This window comes from Agromyces sp. NPDC029043 (assembly GCF_055564615.1).
In genome coordinates this window covers 121,782-138,173 of sequence record NZ_JBVHVX010000003.1, presented here as the reverse complement: position 1 = coordinate 138,173, position 16,392 = coordinate 121,782, and the positions used below count along the sequence as shown (strand labels likewise).

15 protein-coding genes and 1 riboswitch are annotated in these 16,392 nt (G+C 72.9%); all 15 genes read right to left on the bottom strand.

Annotation, left to right across the window (positions count from 1 at the left end):
• Positions 1 to 3: 3 nt before the first annotated feature.
• Positions 4 to 252: a hypothetical protein gene (locus ACZ4TW_RS05940; protein WP_465541120.1), complete on the bottom strand. Its 249-nt coding sequence runs from the start codon at positions 250 to 252 to the stop codon at positions 4 to 6.
• A gap of 32 nt (positions 253 to 284) precedes the next feature.
• The gene (locus ACZ4TW_RS05935) at positions 285 to 866 is read right to left on the bottom strand and encodes a nucleoside/nucleotide kinase family protein (RefSeq protein ID WP_465541118.1); all 582 of its coding nucleotides are present in this window, start codon (positions 864 to 866) and stop codon (positions 285 to 287) included.
• The gene (locus ACZ4TW_RS05930) at positions 863 to 1,660 is read right to left on the bottom strand and encodes an energy-coupling factor transporter transmembrane component T family protein (RefSeq protein ID WP_465541116.1); all 798 of its coding nucleotides are present in this window, start codon (positions 1,658 to 1,660) and stop codon (positions 863 to 865) included. The genes ACZ4TW_RS05935 and ACZ4TW_RS05930 overlap by 4 nt, the downstream gene beginning before the upstream one ends.
• On the bottom strand, positions 1,657 to 3,153 hold the full coding sequence (locus ACZ4TW_RS05925; RefSeq protein ID WP_465541114.1) for an ABC transporter ATP-binding protein: 1,497 nt from the start codon (positions 3,151 to 3,153) through the stop codon (positions 1,657 to 1,659). Before ACZ4TW_RS05925 ends, ACZ4TW_RS05930 begins: the two co-directional genes overlap by 4 nt.
• A gap of 2 nt (positions 3,154 to 3,155) precedes the next feature.
• Entirely contained in the window at positions 3,156 to 3,839 is a 684-nt protein-coding gene (locus ACZ4TW_RS05920; RefSeq protein WP_465541112.1) for an ECF transporter S component, read from the bottom strand.
• 38 nt (positions 3,840 to 3,877) lie between these two features.
• A riboswitch (TPP riboswitch) is annotated at positions 3,878 to 3,988 on the bottom strand.
• 64 nt (positions 3,989 to 4,052) lie between these two features.
• Positions 4,053 to 4,385 carry a hypothetical protein gene (locus ACZ4TW_RS05915; protein ID WP_465541110.1) on the bottom strand — a complete coding sequence of 111 codons (333 nt, stop codon included), beginning with the start codon at positions 4,383 to 4,385 and terminating at the stop codon, positions 4,053 to 4,055.
• Positions 4,386 to 4,450: 65 nt separating this feature from the next.
• Positions 4,451 to 5,797, bottom strand: coding sequence for a DNA polymerase IV (locus ACZ4TW_RS05910; RefSeq protein ID WP_465541108.1), 1,347 nt, complete (start codon positions 5,795 to 5,797; stop codon positions 4,451 to 4,453).
• A 40-nt stretch (positions 5,798 to 5,837) separates the two neighbouring features.
• Complete coding sequence (locus tag ACZ4TW_RS05905) at positions 5,838 to 6,503, bottom strand: hypothetical protein (RefSeq protein WP_465541106.1); 666 nt, start codon at positions 6,501 to 6,503, stop codon at positions 5,838 to 5,840.
• A gap of 122 nt (positions 6,504 to 6,625) precedes the next feature.
• A complete protein-coding gene (gatB, locus tag ACZ4TW_RS05900) occupies positions 6,626 to 8,143 on the bottom strand; it encodes an Asp-tRNA(Asn)/Glu-tRNA(Gln) amidotransferase subunit GatB (RefSeq protein WP_465541104.1) in 1,518 nt (505 codons plus the stop codon).
• A complete protein-coding gene (gatA, locus tag ACZ4TW_RS05895; protein WP_465541102.1) occupies positions 8,143 to 9,672 on the bottom strand; it encodes an Asp-tRNA(Asn)/Glu-tRNA(Gln) amidotransferase subunit GatA in 1,530 nt (509 codons plus the stop codon). Before gatA ends, gatB begins: the two co-directional genes overlap by 1 nt.
• Positions 9,669 to 9,968 (bottom strand): Asp-tRNA(Asn)/Glu-tRNA(Gln) amidotransferase subunit GatC, encoded by a 300-nt coding sequence (gatC, locus tag ACZ4TW_RS05890; protein ID WP_465541100.1) that lies wholly within the window; start codon positions 9,966 to 9,968, stop codon positions 9,669 to 9,671. The genes gatA and gatC overlap by 4 nt, the downstream gene beginning before the upstream one ends.
• Before the next feature lie 37 nt (positions 9,969 to 10,005).
• Positions 10,006 to 11,778: an alkaline phosphatase family protein gene (locus tag ACZ4TW_RS05885; protein WP_465541098.1), complete on the bottom strand. Its 1,773-nt coding sequence runs from the start codon at positions 11,776 to 11,778 to the stop codon at positions 10,006 to 10,008.
• A gap of 10 nt (positions 11,779 to 11,788) precedes the next feature.
• Positions 11,789 to 14,011 carry an NAD-dependent DNA ligase LigA gene (ligA, locus tag ACZ4TW_RS05880; RefSeq protein ID WP_465541423.1) on the bottom strand — a complete coding sequence of 741 codons (2,223 nt, stop codon included), beginning with the start codon at positions 14,009 to 14,011 and terminating at the stop codon, positions 11,789 to 11,791.
• Between the two features lie 132 nt (positions 14,012 to 14,143).
• Entirely contained in the window at positions 14,144 to 14,875 is a 732-nt protein-coding gene (locus ACZ4TW_RS05875; protein ID WP_465541096.1) for a hypothetical protein, read from the bottom strand.
• Positions 14,876 to 15,055: 180 nt separating this feature from the next.
• On the bottom strand, positions 15,056 to 16,177 hold the full coding sequence (mnmA, locus tag ACZ4TW_RS05870; protein ID WP_465541095.1) for a tRNA 2-thiouridine(34) synthase MnmA: 1,122 nt from the start codon (positions 16,175 to 16,177) through the stop codon (positions 15,056 to 15,058).
• Positions 16,178 to 16,392: the final 215 nt, after the last annotated feature.

Genomic DNA, 16,392 nt, shown 5'->3' with positions numbered 1-16,392 from the left:
CCGTCAGTCGTTCTCCTCGTCGTACTCCACGGGGTCGGAATCGTCGGCGTCGAAGCGGAAGCGCACGCGAAGCTGCCCGTTCACCTCGTGCTCGTCGACCGCGTCGTACCAGAACAGCGACTCGAGCCCGTCGACCGCGGCGACCATCCCGACGCGCTTCTCGGGCTTGCCGCCGACGAGCGCGCGCTGCTCGAAGTCGCCTTCGAGGGGGCCGTCGAGGAATTCAGCCACGTAGGTCGATGCATCTGCCATGCCCCAACCGTAGTCCTGCAGGGTCGGTGCGGTCATGCGCCGCGCTGCGCCGGTCCGCCGAGCCGCACGCGGATGGCCGGGACGCGGTGGGGCCGAACTCGGCCGAGGTAGCGCCGCCAGTCCGTCTCCCAGCCGTCCCAGTACGGATCGAACGCGCCCAGGTCGCGCGAGAGCGCGCGGTCGCGGCGTTCGGCGTACGGCGCGTCGAGCCAGACGCGCACGGCATCAGCGCGGCCGGCGCCGGCGAGGAAGGCACCGCAGCCGTCCACCACCATCGGAGCACCGGGAGCGATCCGCAGGTCCACGCCGGGGCGGTCGGCGACCCAGTCCCAGCGATGCACCACGCCGACGACGCCGCGGGAGTGCGGTTCGACGAGCGAGACGGCGAGCGCGGCGGCGCCGCTGTGGAGGCCGCGCCATCCGGGGATCGCCTCGTCGACGCGCACGACGGTCGGCGCGTCGCCGCGCCAGGCCTCGAGCAACGCAGCCGTGAAGGTCGACTTGCCGGCGCCGCTGGGCCCGTCGACGAGCACGAGCGGATGGCGCGTGCCGGCGGCGGCACGTCGTACCGCGGCCACCGCCGGGCCCAGCGCCGACGCGCGGGCGCCGGTCACGCCCACACCGGATGGAACGTGCCGGCCCAGACGGACCCCGCGACGGCGACGGCGGCGATCGCCGCAGCCAGCACGAGCAGCGCCGCGTCGCGAGGGCTTACCCGCGACGGCCGCGCCCACGTGCGCTCCACGTCGGCGCCGAAGCCCCGCGCCTCCATCGCGGTCGCGAGCTTCGTGCCGCGCCGGATGGCCAGCACGAGGAGGGCGAAGGCCATCGTCGCGGCGCGGCGAGGCGCACCGTGGTCGCCGATCCCCCGCGCTCGGCGGGCGAGCGACATGGCCCGCCAGTCCTCGACGAACAGGCCGACGAGCCGAGTCGCCGCGAGCGCGCCGAGCACGAACCGCGCCGGCAGCCGGGCCACCTGCGCGAGCCCGTCGGCGAGGTCGGTGGGGTCGACGCGCATGAACAGCAGCGCGGCGGGCAGTCCGATGGCGAGGACACGGACTGTCACGGCGATCGCGAGCTCGATCGAGCCGTCGGTGATGCGCGCGAGCCAGAACTCCCAGTGCACGGTACCGGAGGGTCGGCCGTACAGCAGCATGCTGAGGCCTGCGACGGGCGCCGCGATGAGGATCGGCCAGGTACGGCGCAGGAGCAGCCCCGGCGTGACGCCCGCGATGGCGAACAGCACGAGCTGGATCACGAGCGCGATCGCCGCGCTCACCCAGTCGACCGTGAGCAGCAGCGGCGTGGTGAGCACCATGGCCGCCGCGAGGCGCGTCGCGGGGTTCACGCCGTCGACGAATCGGAGCGTCGGCTCAGGAGCGGGCCGGTCGAGGTCGGGCGCGCTCACGGTCGGCTCCTGGCGGCGTCGCGCGTGTCATGCGGCTGGAGCACGAGGCGCTGCGCGCCGAGCGCTTCGGTGAACGCGAGGTCGTGTGTGACGGAGAGCAGCGTCGTCCCGCCGCGGACGAGCTCGTGCAGCAGGCGCACGAGCTCCACCCACCCGAGGCGGTCCTGCCCGAACGTGGGCTCGTCGAGGATCACGACGTCGGGGCGGGTCGCGAGCACCGAGGCCACCGAGAGGCGTCGGGCCTCGCCGCCGGACAGCGTGAAGGGGTTCGCCGCGGCGAGGTGCGCGAGCCGCAGCCGCGTCAGCACCTCGTCGACGCGGGCATCGACCTCGGGGTCGGCGAGGCGGAGCGCTCGCGGTGCGATGGCGATCTCATCGCGGACGGTCGCGGCGACGAACTGGTGCTCGGGCTCCTGGAAGACCGTGCCGATGCGGGTCAGGAGGTCGCGCGACCGCCACCTCACGGGCGAAGCTCCGAGCCCGCGCGCGAGCTCGGGCGCCGCGACGACCGAGCCGGCCCGCGGCTCGAGCAGCCCGCCGAGCGTGAGCGCGAGCGTGGACTTGCCGGCTCCGTTCGGTCCGGTGAGGACGCTCGACGTGCCCGCCGGGAGCGCCAGGTCGAGGCTCCGGTGCAGGACGGCGCCCCGTGCGCGCCCGATGGCGAGCTCGCGCGCCGCGAGCATCGGTGCGCCTCCGGCGCCCGCGCCATCCGCCGACGGCACCCCGAGCGGAACGCCCGGCACCCACACGCCCGCGGCCGCGAGCTGCTCGGCGCGGGTCGCGAGCACGTCGGAGGGCGGTCCGTCGGCGACGAGCGCACCGTCGGCGCCGAGCACCACGACCCGGTTGACGAGGTGCTGCCAGACCTCGACGCGATGCTCGACCACCACGAGCGTCGCGCCGGTGCGTTCGAGCACGCGTTCGACGGCCTCGCGCACCTCGGCGACGCCCTCGGGATCGAGGTTGGCGGTGGGCTCGTCGAGCAGCAGCAGGCCGGGGCGCATCGCGATCGCGCCCGCCAGCGCGAGCCGTTGCTTCTGCCCGCCCGACAGCCGTGCGGTCGGGTGATCGAGGGGCAGGTCGAGGCCGACCGCGTCGACGGCCTCGGCGACCCGGCGCCACGTCTCGTCGCGGGGCACGCCGAGGTTCTCGCAGCCGAAGGCCACGTCGTCGCCGACGCGGGCGAGGATGACCTGGGAGTCCGGGTCCTGGAGCACGAGCCCCGCGCGCCCGCGGGCTGCGGCGGCCGGCCGGCCGTCGATCCGGAGCGAGCCGGTGTGTTCGCCCTCGTCGTCGCCGCCGAGCACCCCGGCGAGCGCGTGGAGCAGCGTCGACTTGCCCGACCCCGAGGGGCCGAGGAGCAGCACGCGCTCACCCGGCTCGATGACGAGGTCGACGCCCTGCAGCGCGTGCCGGCGGCGTCCGGCGTGCCGCCAGCCCCACCCCGTGGCGTCCACGCGGGCGGGGCCGGCGAGACCGGCGGAATGCGCCACGGTCAGACCCGTCCGGTCACGTCCCGCCCGGCACCGAACCGGTTCAGTGCGCCGGTGGCTGCGAGCGCCCGCACGACGATCCAGCCGAGCAGGCCGGCGAGGACGGCGCCGGAGACCACGACGGTGCCGAGGTACAGGACGAGGAACTCGGCGGACTTCTGCAGGTTCCCGGAGAGGAAGAGCTCGAGCGTCCACGCGGCGAGGCCCGCCGCGGCGCCGGCGAGCATGGCCGTCACGACGCCGAAGCGGCGGTAGCCGCCGGCGAGGAAGACGAGCTCGGCCCCGAGGCCCTGCGCGATGCCCGAGTAGATCGTCTCGATGCCCCACTGGTTGCCGATGAGCGCCGACACGATCGCGGCGAGCAGTTCGACGTACAGCGCGGCACCCGGCTTGCGGATGATCAGCCCGCCGAGCACGCCGCCGATGAGCCAGATGCCCACGGCGATGCCCCCGAGGCCGGGGGTGACCGCGTCGGCCGCGCTGAACCAGGCGTAGCCGACGTTGTTCCAGATGAGGAAGACGAGTCCGGTGGCGACGCCGATGACGCTCGCCACGACGATGTCGACCACGCGCCAGCGCGAGCGCACGGGTGCCTGGTCTGCGGCCGTCGGGGCCGTGCCCTGGGATGCCGCGCGCTCGGTGGCTGCGGCCGTGGTGCGGTCGGTGCCGCTGGATGTCTCGTGCACTGTTCGTGCCCTTTCGTCTCGTGGAAAGCGGCACGGGAGATGAGATCGGATGCCCTCCCTGCGCTGGCATGACCCAGATCAGGTTCGACGGTCGAAGGTTGGAGAACCTTCCTCTCAGCCCGGCTCACCGGACTCCCGTGTTCGAGCACGAGTATACGCCCGCCGTGCACCGCATGACGCGGCCGGCGGGTGGGCGCGTGGCGTTCGCTCCCGCTACCGCTTCAACGCGCGGATGACGAGCTTCAGCGCCTTCCCGGTGACGGCCACGAGCGGGATCGCGACGATCAGCAGGCCGAGGATGTTCGGCTCGAAGCGCACGTCGCCGCCGCGGCTCACGTACGCGCCGAGCGGCACGGACCATCCGCCCCCGCCGCCGCCCGACCCCTCGCCCTGTTCCGGGGCGTTCCCGGAACCGCCGCCGAAACCGTACGCGCCGAGGGCGACCGGAACGAGGTCGACACCGCCCATCTCGACCTTCTCGGCGTACGAGGTGCGAACCCCGACCCCGGCGACCTTGTCTGCGAGCTCGAGCACGAAATCAGCCATGCGGCCACGCTACCGGTGCGGCCCGGGCCTCGAAAGGGTCTTGACGGATGCCGCCGGCCGCAGGATCACGAGAACGCGCGCGCGCCGGGCGGCAGCGGCCCGTCGGGACGGCCGGAGCGTGAGGGGCGGCCCCGCTGCGACGCCGGCTCGTCGGCGTCGTCACGTTCCCACCCGGTTCCGGCGGTCGGCAGCGGCCCCGGCGCGTCGGGTCGCACGAGCGAGGCGGGCCGCACCGCACCGCGCCCGAAGCGGCGCACCACTTCGTCGATCGTGCGTTCGGCGTCGCGCCAGTCCTCGTCGGGATCCCACAGCGGCGCGCCATCGCCCACAGCGCGAAGGTGCTCGGCGCGCACGCCGATGAGGCGGACGCGACGGCCGTCGCCGACGAGTTCGCCCAGCGGAACGAGTGCCTCCTCGTAGATGCGCCTGGCGACATCGGTCGGCTCGGCGAGCGTGCGCGACCGGGTGACGGTGGTGAAGTCGCCGTAGCGGAGCTTGAGCGTGACCGTGCGTGCGAGCATCGCCGCCCTGCGCAGCCGGACGCCCACGTCGGTTGCGAGCCGGAGGAGCTCGCGCGCGATCTCGTCGTGGTCGACCAGGTCGTGGTGGAACGTCGTCTCGTGTCCGATGCTCTTCTCGACGCGGCTCGTCTCGACATCGCGCGGGTCGACGCCGTTCGCGAGGCGCGAGAGCCGCGCGGCCAGCGCCGGGCCGACCGCGCGAGTCAAGGCGTCGGCGGGCATGTCGGCGACGTCGCCCACCGTGCGGAGCCCGAGCTTCAGCAGCGACTGCTCGGTCACGCGGCCCACCCCCCAGAGCGCCGACACGGGAAGCGGATGCAGGAATCGGGTGGTCTCCGAGGCCGGAACCACCAGCATGCCGTCGGGCTTCGCGCGCGAGGAGGCGACCTTGGCGACGTACTTGCTCGCGGCGACCCCCACCGAGCACGTCAACCCGGTCTCGTCGCGCACGCGCCGCCGGATCGTCCACGCGATCTGGGCCGGGCTGCCGTGCAGGCGTCGCGCCCCGGACACGTCGAGGAACGCCTCGTCGATCGAGAGCGGCTCGACGAGCGGCGTGAGCTCGCGGAAGATCGTCATGACCCGGTCGGAGTACTCGGCGTACCGCTGGTAGTCGCCGCGGAGCACGACCGCGTTCGGGCACCGCTGCAGGGCGACCGACATCGGCATCGCCGAGTTCACGCCGAAGCGCCGCGCCTCGTAGCTCGCCGCCGCCACCACCCCGCGGCCGGCGGTGCCGCCGACCAGCACCGGCTTGCCTCGAAGCTCGGGACGCCGCAGCAGTTCGACGGACACGAAGAACGCATCCATGTCGACGTGCAGGATCGGCGTCGCCGAATCGTCGACCGGGCCGGTGGTGACCTGTCGCGACGAGCCGTCCTGCTTGCTCATGCTGCGACCCTAGCGGCCACGGCCGACGAGGTCGCCGTGATCAGAATCCGCCGAAGTCGCCACCGAAGTCGCCGCCGCCGAAATCGCCGCCGAAGTCGCCCCCGGAGCCGCCCCAGTCGCCTCCCGAGCCGCCCCAGTCGCCACCGGCGTCGCCGCCGGCGTCCGCCGAGTCCGCGCCCGTGTCGCCTGCGGCATCCGCTCCCTCGGCGCCGGCCGCGTCGAACGCCGCCGGGTCGGGAAGGAACGCCTGGGCGATCGCGCTGCCGATCACGACACCGGCCACGGTGCCCAGCAGCGAGCCGCCGACCATCGAGCCGAAGGACGGACCTCCTTGGCGGCCGTAGGCGCCACCGCCCTGAGGGCCCGCGAAGGCGCGTTCCATGGACCCCGGCTGGCGGAGCTCCTGGCGCGTCGCGGCGCGCGCGAGCGACTGCGGGTCGTCGGAGCCGATCCGCTCGCCCGCGGGCGCCTGCTCGGCCAGCGAGCGGTACACCTGTTGGCGCTGCTCGGGCGTCAGCTTCGCGAAGGCCTCGGCGTGCACCGCCTCGATCGACTCGGGCGGCGCGGTGCGCAGCAGGTAGCGGTAGCGCTCGATCGCGAGCTCGTCGTCGCTGAGGCGGCGCTGCTGCGGCGCCTGCGGTACCTGCGGCGCGGGCCGGCGGTCGCGATCGTCGCCGCCGCCGAAGAGCCGGTCAAGGAAACCCATGATGTCCTCACTTCCGTAGGGAACGCCAGCGTATCGGCGCCCACCATGAACCCGCTGGGAAACGACGGATGCCGCGGTGCGACGGGGACGGGTCGCCCCGCGGCATCCGGTCGTCGATCGGGCTACGCGTCGCCGCCGGCGCGCTCGAGCACGAGCTCGCGGACCCGTGCCGCATCGGCCTTGCCCTGCATGGCCTTCATGACCGCGCCGATCACGGCCCCGGCCGCCTGCACCTTGCCGTCGCGGATCTTCGCGAGCACGTCGGGCTGCGCGGCGAGCGCGTCGTCGATCGCGGCGATCAGCGCGCCGTCGTCGGAGACGACCGCAAGCCCGCGCGCATCGACGATCTCGCGCGGCGAGCCCTCGCCGGCGACGACGCCCTCGAGCACCTGACGGGCGAGGCGGTCGGTGAGCACGCCCTCGTCGACGAGCGCCGCCAGCTCGGCGACCTGCGCCGGCTCGGCCAGCTCGGCGGCATCCGTGCCGCGCGCGTTCGCGATGCGCGTGAGCTCGCCAGTCCACCACTTGCGCGCGGCGGCCGGCGTGGCGCCCGCCTCGACCGTGGCGAGCACCTCGTTGAGCAGGCCGCCGTTCACGACGCCCTGGAAGTCGATGTCGGTGAAGCCCCACTCCGCCTTGAGGCGTCGGCGGCGTGCCGCGGGCGGCTCGGGCAGCGCGGCCCGGAGCTCCTCGATGAGCGCCGGCTCGGGCTCCACGGGCAGCAGGTCGGGCTCGGGGAAGTAGCGGTAGTCGTCGGCGTCGGACTTCGGCCGGCCCGGGCTCGTGGTGCCCGTGTCCTCGTGCCAGTGGCGCGTCTCCTGCGTGATCGTTCCGCCGTCGGCGAGGATCGCCGCCTGGCGCTGGATCTCGTAGCGCACCGCGCGCTCGACCGAGCGCATCGAGTTGACGTTCTTCGTCTCGGTGCGCGTGCCGAACTTCTCCTGGCCCTTCGGACGCAGCGACACGTTGGCATCGCAGCGCAGGTTGCCGCGCTCCATCCGCGCCTCGGAGATGCCGAGCGAGAGCACGATGTCGCGGATCGTCGCCACGTAGGCGCGGGCGAGTGCGGGCGCATCGGCCCCGGCGCCCACGATCGGCTTCGTGACGATCTCGACGAGCGGCACGCCGGCGCGGTTGTAGTCCACGAGCGAGTACTCGGCGCCGTGGATGCGGCCCGTCGTGCCGACGTGCGTGAGCTTGCCGGCATCCTCCTCCATGTGGGCGCGCTCGATCGCGACCTGGAACGTCCGACCGTTCGCGAGCTCGACCTCGACCGAACCCTCGAAGGCGATCGGCTCGTCGTACTGCGAGATCTGGTAGTTCTTGCCGAGGTCGGGGTAGAAGTAGTTCTTCCGCGCGAACCGGCTCGACGCCGCGATCGAGCAGCCCAGGGCCAAGCCGAGCGAGATCGAGTACCGCACCGCGGTGCCGTTGACGACCGGCAACGAGCCGGGCAGGCCCATGTCGACCGGCGCGACGAGCGTGTTCGGCTCGGCGCCGTGGTAGGCGCTGTTCGCCGGGTTGGGGGCCGGGGAGAACATCTTGGTGGTCGTGTTGAGTTCGACGTGCACCTCGAGGCCGATCACCGGCTCGAACCGGTCGAGGGCCTCGTCGAAGTCCATCAATGCCGCGCGCGCCATCAGACCACGCCCTCCTCGGTCGCCATGAGTTCGTGGGTGGACAGGTCGGGTGCCTGCGCGAGCAGCGGGCCGCCCCACCGGTCGACGAGCAGTGCCTCGAGCGCGCCGCCGACGTTGTACAGGCGGGCATCCTCGCGTGCGGGCGCGAGGAACTGGATGCCGACCGGCAGGCCGTCTTCGGGCGCCAGGCCCACGGGCACCGAGATGCCGGGCACGCCCGCCAGGTTGGCCGGGATCGTCGCGACGTCGTTGAGGTACATCGCGAGCGGGTCGTCGAGCTTCTCGCCCAGCTTGAACGCGGTGGTCGGCGCCGTGGGGGTGGCCAGCACGTCGACCTCGCCGAACGCGGCGTCGAAGTCCTGCTGCACGAGCGTGCGCACCTTCTGAGCGCTGCCGTAGTACGCGTCGTAGTACCCGGCCGAGAGCGCGTAGGTGCCGAGGATGATGCGGCGCTTGACCTCGGGACCGAACCCGGCTTCGCGCGTTGCCGCCATGACCTCCTCGACCGTGCCGCCGCCGTCGGGCGTGACGCGCAACCCGAAGCGGACCGAGTCGAACTTCGCGAGGTTGGAGGACGCCTCGGCGGGCAGGATCAGGTAGTACGCGGCGATCGCGTACTCGAAGTTCGGGGCGCCGACCTCGACGATCTCGGCGCCGTTGGCCGCCAGCAGCTCGAGCGCCTCGTGGAACCGCTGCCGCACGCCGGACTGGAAACCGTCGGTGTCGAGCTCCTTCACGACGCCGATGCGCAGCCCCGAGACATCCGCCCGCCGAACGGCCTCGGCCATCGACGGCCACGGGTCGGGGATCGAGGTCTGGTCGTGCGGGTCGTGGCCGGCGATCACGTCGTGCAGCAGCGCGGCGTCGAGCACCGTGCGGCTCACCGGGCCGACCTGGTCGAGCGACGACGCCAGCGCGATCGAGCCGTAGCGGCTCACGCCGCCGTAGGTGGGCTTGGTGCCGACCGTGCCGGTGACGTGGGCGGGCTGGCGGATCGAGCCGCCCGTGTCGCTGCCGAGCGCGAGCGGCGCCTCGAACGCGGCGACCGCCGCCGCGGATCCGCCTCCGGAGCCGCCGGGGATGCGCTCGAGGTCCCACGGGTTGTGGGTCGGGCCGTATGCGGAGTGCTCGGTGGAGGAGCCCATCGCGAACTCGTCCATGTTGGTCTTCCCGAGCGGCACCATGCCGGCCTCGCGGACCTTTCGGACGGGCGTCGCGTCGTACGGGGGAATCCAGCCCTCGAGGATGCGCGAACCCGACGTCGAGGGCATGCCCGTGGTGACGAGCACGTCCTTGATGGCGATCGGCACGCCCGCGAGGGGGCCGAGGTCATCGCCGGCGGCCCGCCGACGGTCGACCTCGGCGGCGGTCTCGAGTGCGGCCTCGTTGACATGCAGGAACGCGTGCACGGCGCCGTCGACGGCGGCGATGCGGTCGAGGTGGGCCCTGGTGGCCTCGACGGACGAGACCTCGCCGGCGGCGAGCTTGGCGGCGAGGTCGGCGGCGCTCAGGCGGATCAGGTCGCTCACTGCTCCTCCCCCAGGATCGCCGAGACCACGAACCGGTCGCCGTCGCGCTCGGGCGCGCCCGAGAGGGCCTCCTCGACGGTGAGCACGTCGCCGACGACGTCGTCGCGGAGCGGGTTGTGCAACGGGATCGGGTGACTGGTGGACGGCACGTCGGGCGTGGCCACCTCGCTCACCTTCTCGACCGCCTGCATGATCTGGCCGAGTTCCGTCGTGAGGTGGCCGATCTCTTCCTCCGTGAGCGCGATGCGAGCGAGGTTCGCGAGGTGCGCGACCTGCTCGGCGCTGATTTCAGACATGCTGCTCCGTCGTGTGGGGATGGGGATGCCAGCGATTCTATCGAGGCGCGCCGAACAGGCCGATGCCGTACTTCTGCAGCAGCTCGTACGCCTCGCCGTAGGTCTCCGGCTCGGGCTCGCTGCCGTCGCCGTACTTCGCGATGAGCAGGCCGAGCAATCCCCGGGCCGGTGGGCTGAGCGGCGCGGTGCGGTGCGCGTCGCCGGGGTGGGGCGGCTGCGACTCGGGGTTCGGCGGAGTGTACTGCGGGGTCGTGGCCGGCCAGGTCAGCGGATGACGCGGCGCGTCGAGGGTCACGGCGTTCAGGATGTCGGGCGCCCCGTCGTCGCGACCGGTGAGCGGATCGAGCCGGTGGAGCTTGCAGAGCGTGGCGATGACCGAGCCGTGGTGCATCGCGTCGTGGACGACGCCGCCCTCGGCCGTGTACGCGGAGATCGCGATGGCCGGGACCCGGCAGCCGAGCCGGTCGAACGTGAAGCCCATCTCGCCGGGCTTCGCATCGGCGTGCGGCGGCGTCGCGGCGGGCGGCGCGACGTGGTCGTAGGTGCCGCCGTGCTCGTCGAACGTGATGAGCAGCATGGTGTTCATCGCGTTCGATCCGCCGTCGGTCGCGCTCTCCCGGATGGCCGTGTAGATGCGGTGGACGAGCAGTTCGCCGGCCCGGACGTCGGAAATCGCGCTGTCGGTGACCTCGCGACCCTCGACGTCGGACTCGCGCAGGGGGCCCACCGGAGGGTGGAAGTCGTTGTGGTCGTAGATCATGCGCGGTTCGACGAAGGCGTACGGCGGGAGCGTTCCGCCCGCGACGTCATCCCAGAACTGCGACATGGGTGCGAAGTGATCGGTGCGCCAGTACTCCTCGAGGGCGGGGGCGTGGATGATGCCGGTCATGGAGACGAGCTGGACGTCGTCGAAGTAGATCCGCCAGTCGAGCCCCGCCTCCTCGAGCCGGTTGAAGATCGTCGGCGTCGCCTTGGCGTCGAGCCACTTGCGGTAGCCCTTGCCGCCACGGTTGGTGACGAACCCGTGCGACGTGGAGGCGTGGAAGAAGGAGCGGTTGCAGAAGGTCTGGCTGGGCACGGCGCAATGCCACGCGTCGTACACCGTGAAGCCCCTGGCGAGCGTCGAGAGCACCGGCAGCATCTCGGGCGAGAACGAACCCATGATCTGGTGGATGTCGCGGTGACCCGCATCGTGCACCTCGTGCTCGACGTGGTTGGCGTAGTCGACGAGGAAGCCGTCCATGCTCGGTGCGGTGCCCGGGTCGGGGGCGTTGAACGGCGCCTGCATGTCGTCGATCGCGGCGGAGGCGTTCGAGTCGGGGCGGATGGTGCCGAACAGCTGCGTGTTGACGTGCGGGAACTCCTCGCCCGGATCCGGGTGGGGCCGGCTCATGATCACGTCGGTCGAACCCGCGTAGAGGTGCACGGGGACGCGCTCGCCGTCGGGCGCGGTGTTGGCGTAGTCGCCGAACGCCAGGCCGTCGAACGCGGCGCCGTCGGGGAGCGTCTCGGCGTCGTAGAGCCAGCCGAGCAGGTTGTCGAAGGAGCGGTTCTCGCCCATCACGACGACGAGGTGGTCGAACCCGGGCTTGGAGCGGGGCGCGGGAGCCTTCGGCAGCGCCGCGATCCCCGCGGCGCCGTCGCTCACTCCCGTGGCATGTCCGACGGCCGCGCCGGCGGCCGCCGCTCCTCCCCCGGCGACCACGGCCGCGGCGCCGGCCACCCCGCCGATCTTGAGGAACTCGCGCCGGGTCGCGCCCGACGCCTCGGCGCCGCCCTCGTGCGCGCGTTCGTCGCCGCTCTCCGCCATGCCGCCCCCCTCAGCCGAGCGCGTCGGGCCCCTCGCTGACGAGGATCGCGAACTGCGCCGCGTCGAGGACCCGGATGCCGAGCTCCTCGGCCTTCGCGAGCTTGGACCCGGCCCCCGGGCCCGCCGCGACGAAGTCGGTCTTCTTCGACACGCTCGATGCCGCCTTGCCCCCTGCCGCGATGATAGCCTCCTGCGCTCCTTCGCGGGTGAAGCCCTCGAGGCTGCCCGTCGCGACGACCGTGAGCCCGGCGAGGACGCCGCCGGTGTCGGCGGCGCGCCCGGGGCCGGGATGGCCCGGCGTGGCGAACTGGACGCCCGCGGCGGCCCAGCGATCGACGATCTCGCGGTGCCAGTCGACCTCGAACCAGTCGATGAGCGAGTCGGCGATGATGCCGCCGACGCCCTCGACCTGCGCGAGCTCCTCGCGCGAGGCGGCCCGGACGGCGTCGAGGGAGCCGAAGTGGTCGGCCAGTGCGCGCGCGGCCACCGGCCCGACATGCCGGATGTTGAGCGAGACGAGGATCCGCCAGAGCGGCTTGGTCTTGGCCTTGCCGATCTCGTCGATGAGCTTCAGCGCGCTGGCGGACGGTTGCGGCCCGACGATTCCGGATTTGCGCTCGGCGGCGGTCGGGTTGCGCCGGAACGGCGCGCGGACTCGGGCGGAGCCGTCGGCCTCGAGCTTCTCGAGTCCGGTCTCGGCATCGCGCACGACGACCTCGATCGGGATGAGGTCGTCGACGACGAGGTCGAACAGCCCCGCCTCGGTGGGCAGCGGCGGCTCCTCGGGCACGCGCGGCTGCGTGAGCGCGGCCGCGGACACCTCGCCGAGGGCCTCGATGTCGAGGGCGCCGCGCGAGCCGATGTGCTCGACGCGGCCGCGGACCTGAGCGGGGCACGCGCGCGCGTTCGGGCAGCGGAGGTCGATGTCGCCCTCCTTCATCGGCCGCAGCGGCGTGCCGCACTCGGGGCACTCCGCCGGCATCACGAATGCGTGCTCGTCGCCGTCGCGCAGTTCGACCACGGGCCCGAGCACCTCGGGGATGACGTCGCCGGCCTTGCGCAGCACGACGGTGTCGCCGATGAGCACCCCCTTCGCCTTGACGACCTCCTGGTTGTGCAGGGTCGCCTGGCGGACGACCGAACCGGCGACGCGCACGGGCTCCATCACGGCGAACGGCGTCGCCCGGCCCGTGCGGCCGACGCTCACGACGATGTCGAGCAGCTTCGTGTTCACCTGCTCGGGCGGGTACTTGTAGGCGATCGCCCACCGGGGAGCCCGGCTGGTGGCCCCCAGTTCGTCGTGCAGTGCGAGCTCGTCGATCTTCACGACGACGCCGTCGATCTCGTGCTCGACCGAGTGCCGGTGCTCGCCGTAGTACGTGACGAACTCCTGGACGCCCTCGATCGAATCGACCACACGATAGCGGGCCGACGTGGGCAGCCCCCACCCGGCGAGCAGCTCGTAGACCTCGGACTGCGCCGACACGGGCGGATCGGGCCACGCGCCGATCCCGTGGACGAGCATCTGGAGGCCGGACAGCCGCCGGCGCATGAGCTCGAGCTGCGCGGCGCTCTTGCCCTCGGACTTCTGCCGCAGCGATCCGCTCGCGGCGTTGCGCGGGTTCGCGAACTCGCGTTCGCCCGCCTCCGCCTGTCGTGCGTTCAGTGCTCCGAACGCCTCGGTCGGGAAGAACACCTCACCACGGACCTCGACGAGCTCGGGGTGCCCCTCGCCCTCGAGCTTGAGCGGGATGCCGGGGATGAAGCGGACGTTCTCGGTGACATCTTCGCCGACCCGGCCGTCGCCGCGCGTGGCCGCGGAGACCAGGCGGCCCCGCTGGTAGCGCAGGCTCAGCGCGAGCCCGTCGATCTTCAGCTCGCACAGCCAGTGCACGCGCCGGCCCGCGGCGGCCTCGGCACGCGCAGCCCACTCGGCGAGCTCGGCGGCCGAGAAGACGTTGTCGAGGCTGAGCATGCGCTCGGCGTGTTCGACGGGCGCGAAGAGGGTGGTCTCGCCGCGGCCGCCCACGGTCAGGGTCGGACTGTCCTGGCTCTGGAGCTCGGGGTAGAGCCGCTCGAGTTCCTCGAGCCGGTGCATGAGCCCGTCGTACTCGGCGTCGCTGATGAGCACGGTGTCGCGCTCGTAATAGGCGTCGCGCGCCTCGTTGATGCGGATGGTGAGATCGGCGACCTCGTCGGCCGCGTCTTCACGGGTCACGGTCGGGGTCGCGATGTCGTCGACGGATGCCACGGGGCAAGCCTAACGAGGGCCTCCGACGCTCCGCCGGACCCCGGGCGGGCAGGTGCACCGGGCGGGGTGCGCGGCCCCCACCGCGCACCCCTCTCCGGCGCCGCGCCCCCTGCGTCAGGCGCCGAAGCCGGCGGCGTCCACCTTGCGGTGGTACCGCGTGCCGGCCTTGCCCCCGAGGATGGCTCCGCCGAGGCTCGCGAGGATCACCAGGACCAGGGTCACGATGCCCGTCACCGTGAGTGCGCCCTCGTTGACCGGGATCCGCGGGAACGCATTGAGGTTGGCGAAGATGTCGTACTGGCTTCCGGCGACCGCCGCGATCACCGCGGCGACGACGGCGATGACGATGGCCCAGAGCCACACCGCCAGCCCCTGCTTCATGCCGTTGAAGCGTGCCATGCGCCCGGCCACGTAGCCGCCGGCGAAGTACGCCACGAAGAGGATGACGAGCAGCGCGATGATGCCGACGATGCCGATCGTCTCGACGTTCTCGGCTGCGGCCTCGTCGACGGCCGCCCCCAGCGTGCCGAGGCCGAGCGCGGCGCCGGTCGCGGCGAGGAGGGCCGTGAGGAGCACGGTGACCCCGACGGCGGTGAGCCAGCCGAAGAACGCGGCGCCGAACTTGAAGCCGCCGAAGCGCTCGCGTTCGCGGTCGACGACGGCCGCGCGGAGTGCTGGATCGGAGACGAGCCGCTCCTCGCGCCCGACGTGGCGGCCGCGATCGTCGGGCACGCCGTCGCGGTTCCGGTCGGCGACCTCGCGGTCGTCGCGGACGCCGTCGCCGTCGCGGTCCGCCGGAGTGGGCGGGTACGCGTCAGGGCCGGGTCGATCGGATGAGGTGCTCATGACAGGTCCTCTCGTCGTGTACGCCGCACACGGGTGGAGCCTGCGGCGCCACTTCGACGATACGACTGCGGCCCCCCGGCGGCAGGGGCCTTGACACGAGGGCCTCCGGCGCCCTCGAAGCGCAGGCAACGCTCGGGAGACGTTCAGGTGTGCTCGCTTCCACCGATCGACGAGCGGTGACTAGGCGTCGGCGGGGACGGCGCTCACGGTGCGGTCGATCGTGCACTGGCCGAGTACGCGCGTGCCCACGTAGACCACGGCGGTCTGGCCGGGCGCGACGCCGCCGAGCGGCTGCTCGGGCGTGATCACGAGTTCGGCCGAGCCGGCGGCATCCGTCAGGACCTTCGCGACCGCGGGCACCGGATCGGCGTGCGCGCGAATCTGCACCTCGCACGAGAAGGGATCGCCCGGATCGACGGGCGGCAGACCCGCCCACGTGAAGCGGGCGCCGGCGATCTCGGCGATCGCGAGCGCCTCCCTGGGTCCGACCACGACGGTGTTCTCCTTCGGGCGGACCTCGAGCACGAAGCGGGGCCGGCCGTCGGGCGCGGGCGTGCCGAGGTGCAGGCCGCGGCGCTGGCCGACCGTGTAGGCGTGCGCGCCCTCGTGCGAGCCGACGACCTCGCCCGAGCGGTCGACGATGTCACCTGGGGCGATGCCGACCTTGTCGCCGAGCCAGCCGCGCGTGTCGCCGTCGGGGATGAAGCAGATGTCGTGCGAGTCGGGCTTCTGCGCGACGCTGAGGCCGCGGCGCGCCGCCTCCTCGCGCACCAGCTGCTTCGAGGGCGTGTCCCCGAGCGGGAAGTACGCGTGCGCGAGCTGCTCGGCGGTGAGCACGCCGAGCACGTACGACTGGTCTTTCGCCCACGCGCTCGCGCGATGCAGTTGGCGGTGGCCCGCGGCATCCGTCACGATCGTCGCGTAGTGGCCGGTGCAGACCGCGTCAAAGCCGAGCGCGAGGGCCTTCTCGAGGAGCGCGGCGAACTTGATGCGCTCGTTGCAGCGCATGCACGGGTTCGGCGTGCGGCCCGCCGTGTACTCGGCGATGAAGTCGTCGACGACGTCGGCCTTGAACCGCTCGGAGAAGTCCCACACGTAGTACGGGATGCCGAGCACGTTCGCGGCGCGCTGGGCGTCCATCGAGTCCTCGATGGTGCAGCAGCCGCGGCTGCCCGTGCGCAGCGTTCCCGGCATGCGGCTGAGCGCCAGGTGCACGCCGACCACGTCGTGCCCGGCGTCGACGGCGCGCGCCGCCGCGACGGCGCTGTCGACGCCGCCGCTCATCGCTGCCAGGACTCGCATGGCGTCCAGTCTACGAACCCGGTCCTGAGCGGATGCCGCGGGGGCCGTGCACTTCGTCAAGATCATGCAGTTCCGAGGCGACAGGGTCGCGCGTGAAACGCTCTACTTCGCCGACCCCTTCCCGGCGCCGGAATGGCGCCGGCCGTGGGCTGCGAAGCGACCGCGGCCAAGCGCCAGCATGACCTACCCGATCACGTCATCGGCGGGAACTGAGC

Bases quoted from the DNA above. Each gene is read 5' to 3' on its own strand.
- ACZ4TW_RS05940 (WP_465541120.1), bottom strand. From the start codon at position 252: ATGGCAGATGCATCGACCTACGTGGCTGAATTCCTCGACGGCCCCCTC.
- ACZ4TW_RS05915 (WP_465541110.1), bottom strand. From the start codon at position 4,385: ATGGCTGATTTCGTGCTCGAGCTCGCAGACAAGGTCGCCGGGGTCGGG.
- ACZ4TW_RS05910 (WP_465541108.1), bottom strand. From the start codon at position 5,797: ATGAGCAAGCAGGACGGCTCGTCGCGACAGGTCACCACCGGCCCGGTC.
- ACZ4TW_RS05905 (WP_465541106.1), bottom strand. From the start codon at position 6,503: ATGGGTTTCCTTGACCGGCTCTTCGGCGGCGGCGACGATCGCGACCGC.
- gatB (WP_465541104.1), bottom strand. From the start codon at position 8,143: ATGGCGCGCGCGGCATTGATGGACTTCGACGAGGCCCTCGACCGGTTC.
- gatC (WP_465541100.1), bottom strand. From the start codon at position 9,968: ATGTCTGAAATCAGCGCCGAGCAGGTCGCGCACCTCGCGAACCTCGCT.
- ACZ4TW_RS05885 (WP_465541098.1), bottom strand. From the start codon at position 11,778: ATGGCGGAGAGCGGCGACGAACGCGCGCACGAGGGCGGCGCCGAGGCG.
- ACZ4TW_RS05875 (WP_465541096.1), bottom strand. From the start codon at position 14,875: ATGAGCACCTCATCCGATCGACCCGGCCCTGACGCGTACCCGCCCACT.
- mnmA (WP_465541095.1), bottom strand. From the start codon at position 16,177: ATGCGAGTCCTGGCAGCGATGAGCGGCGGCGTCGACAGCGCCGTCGCG.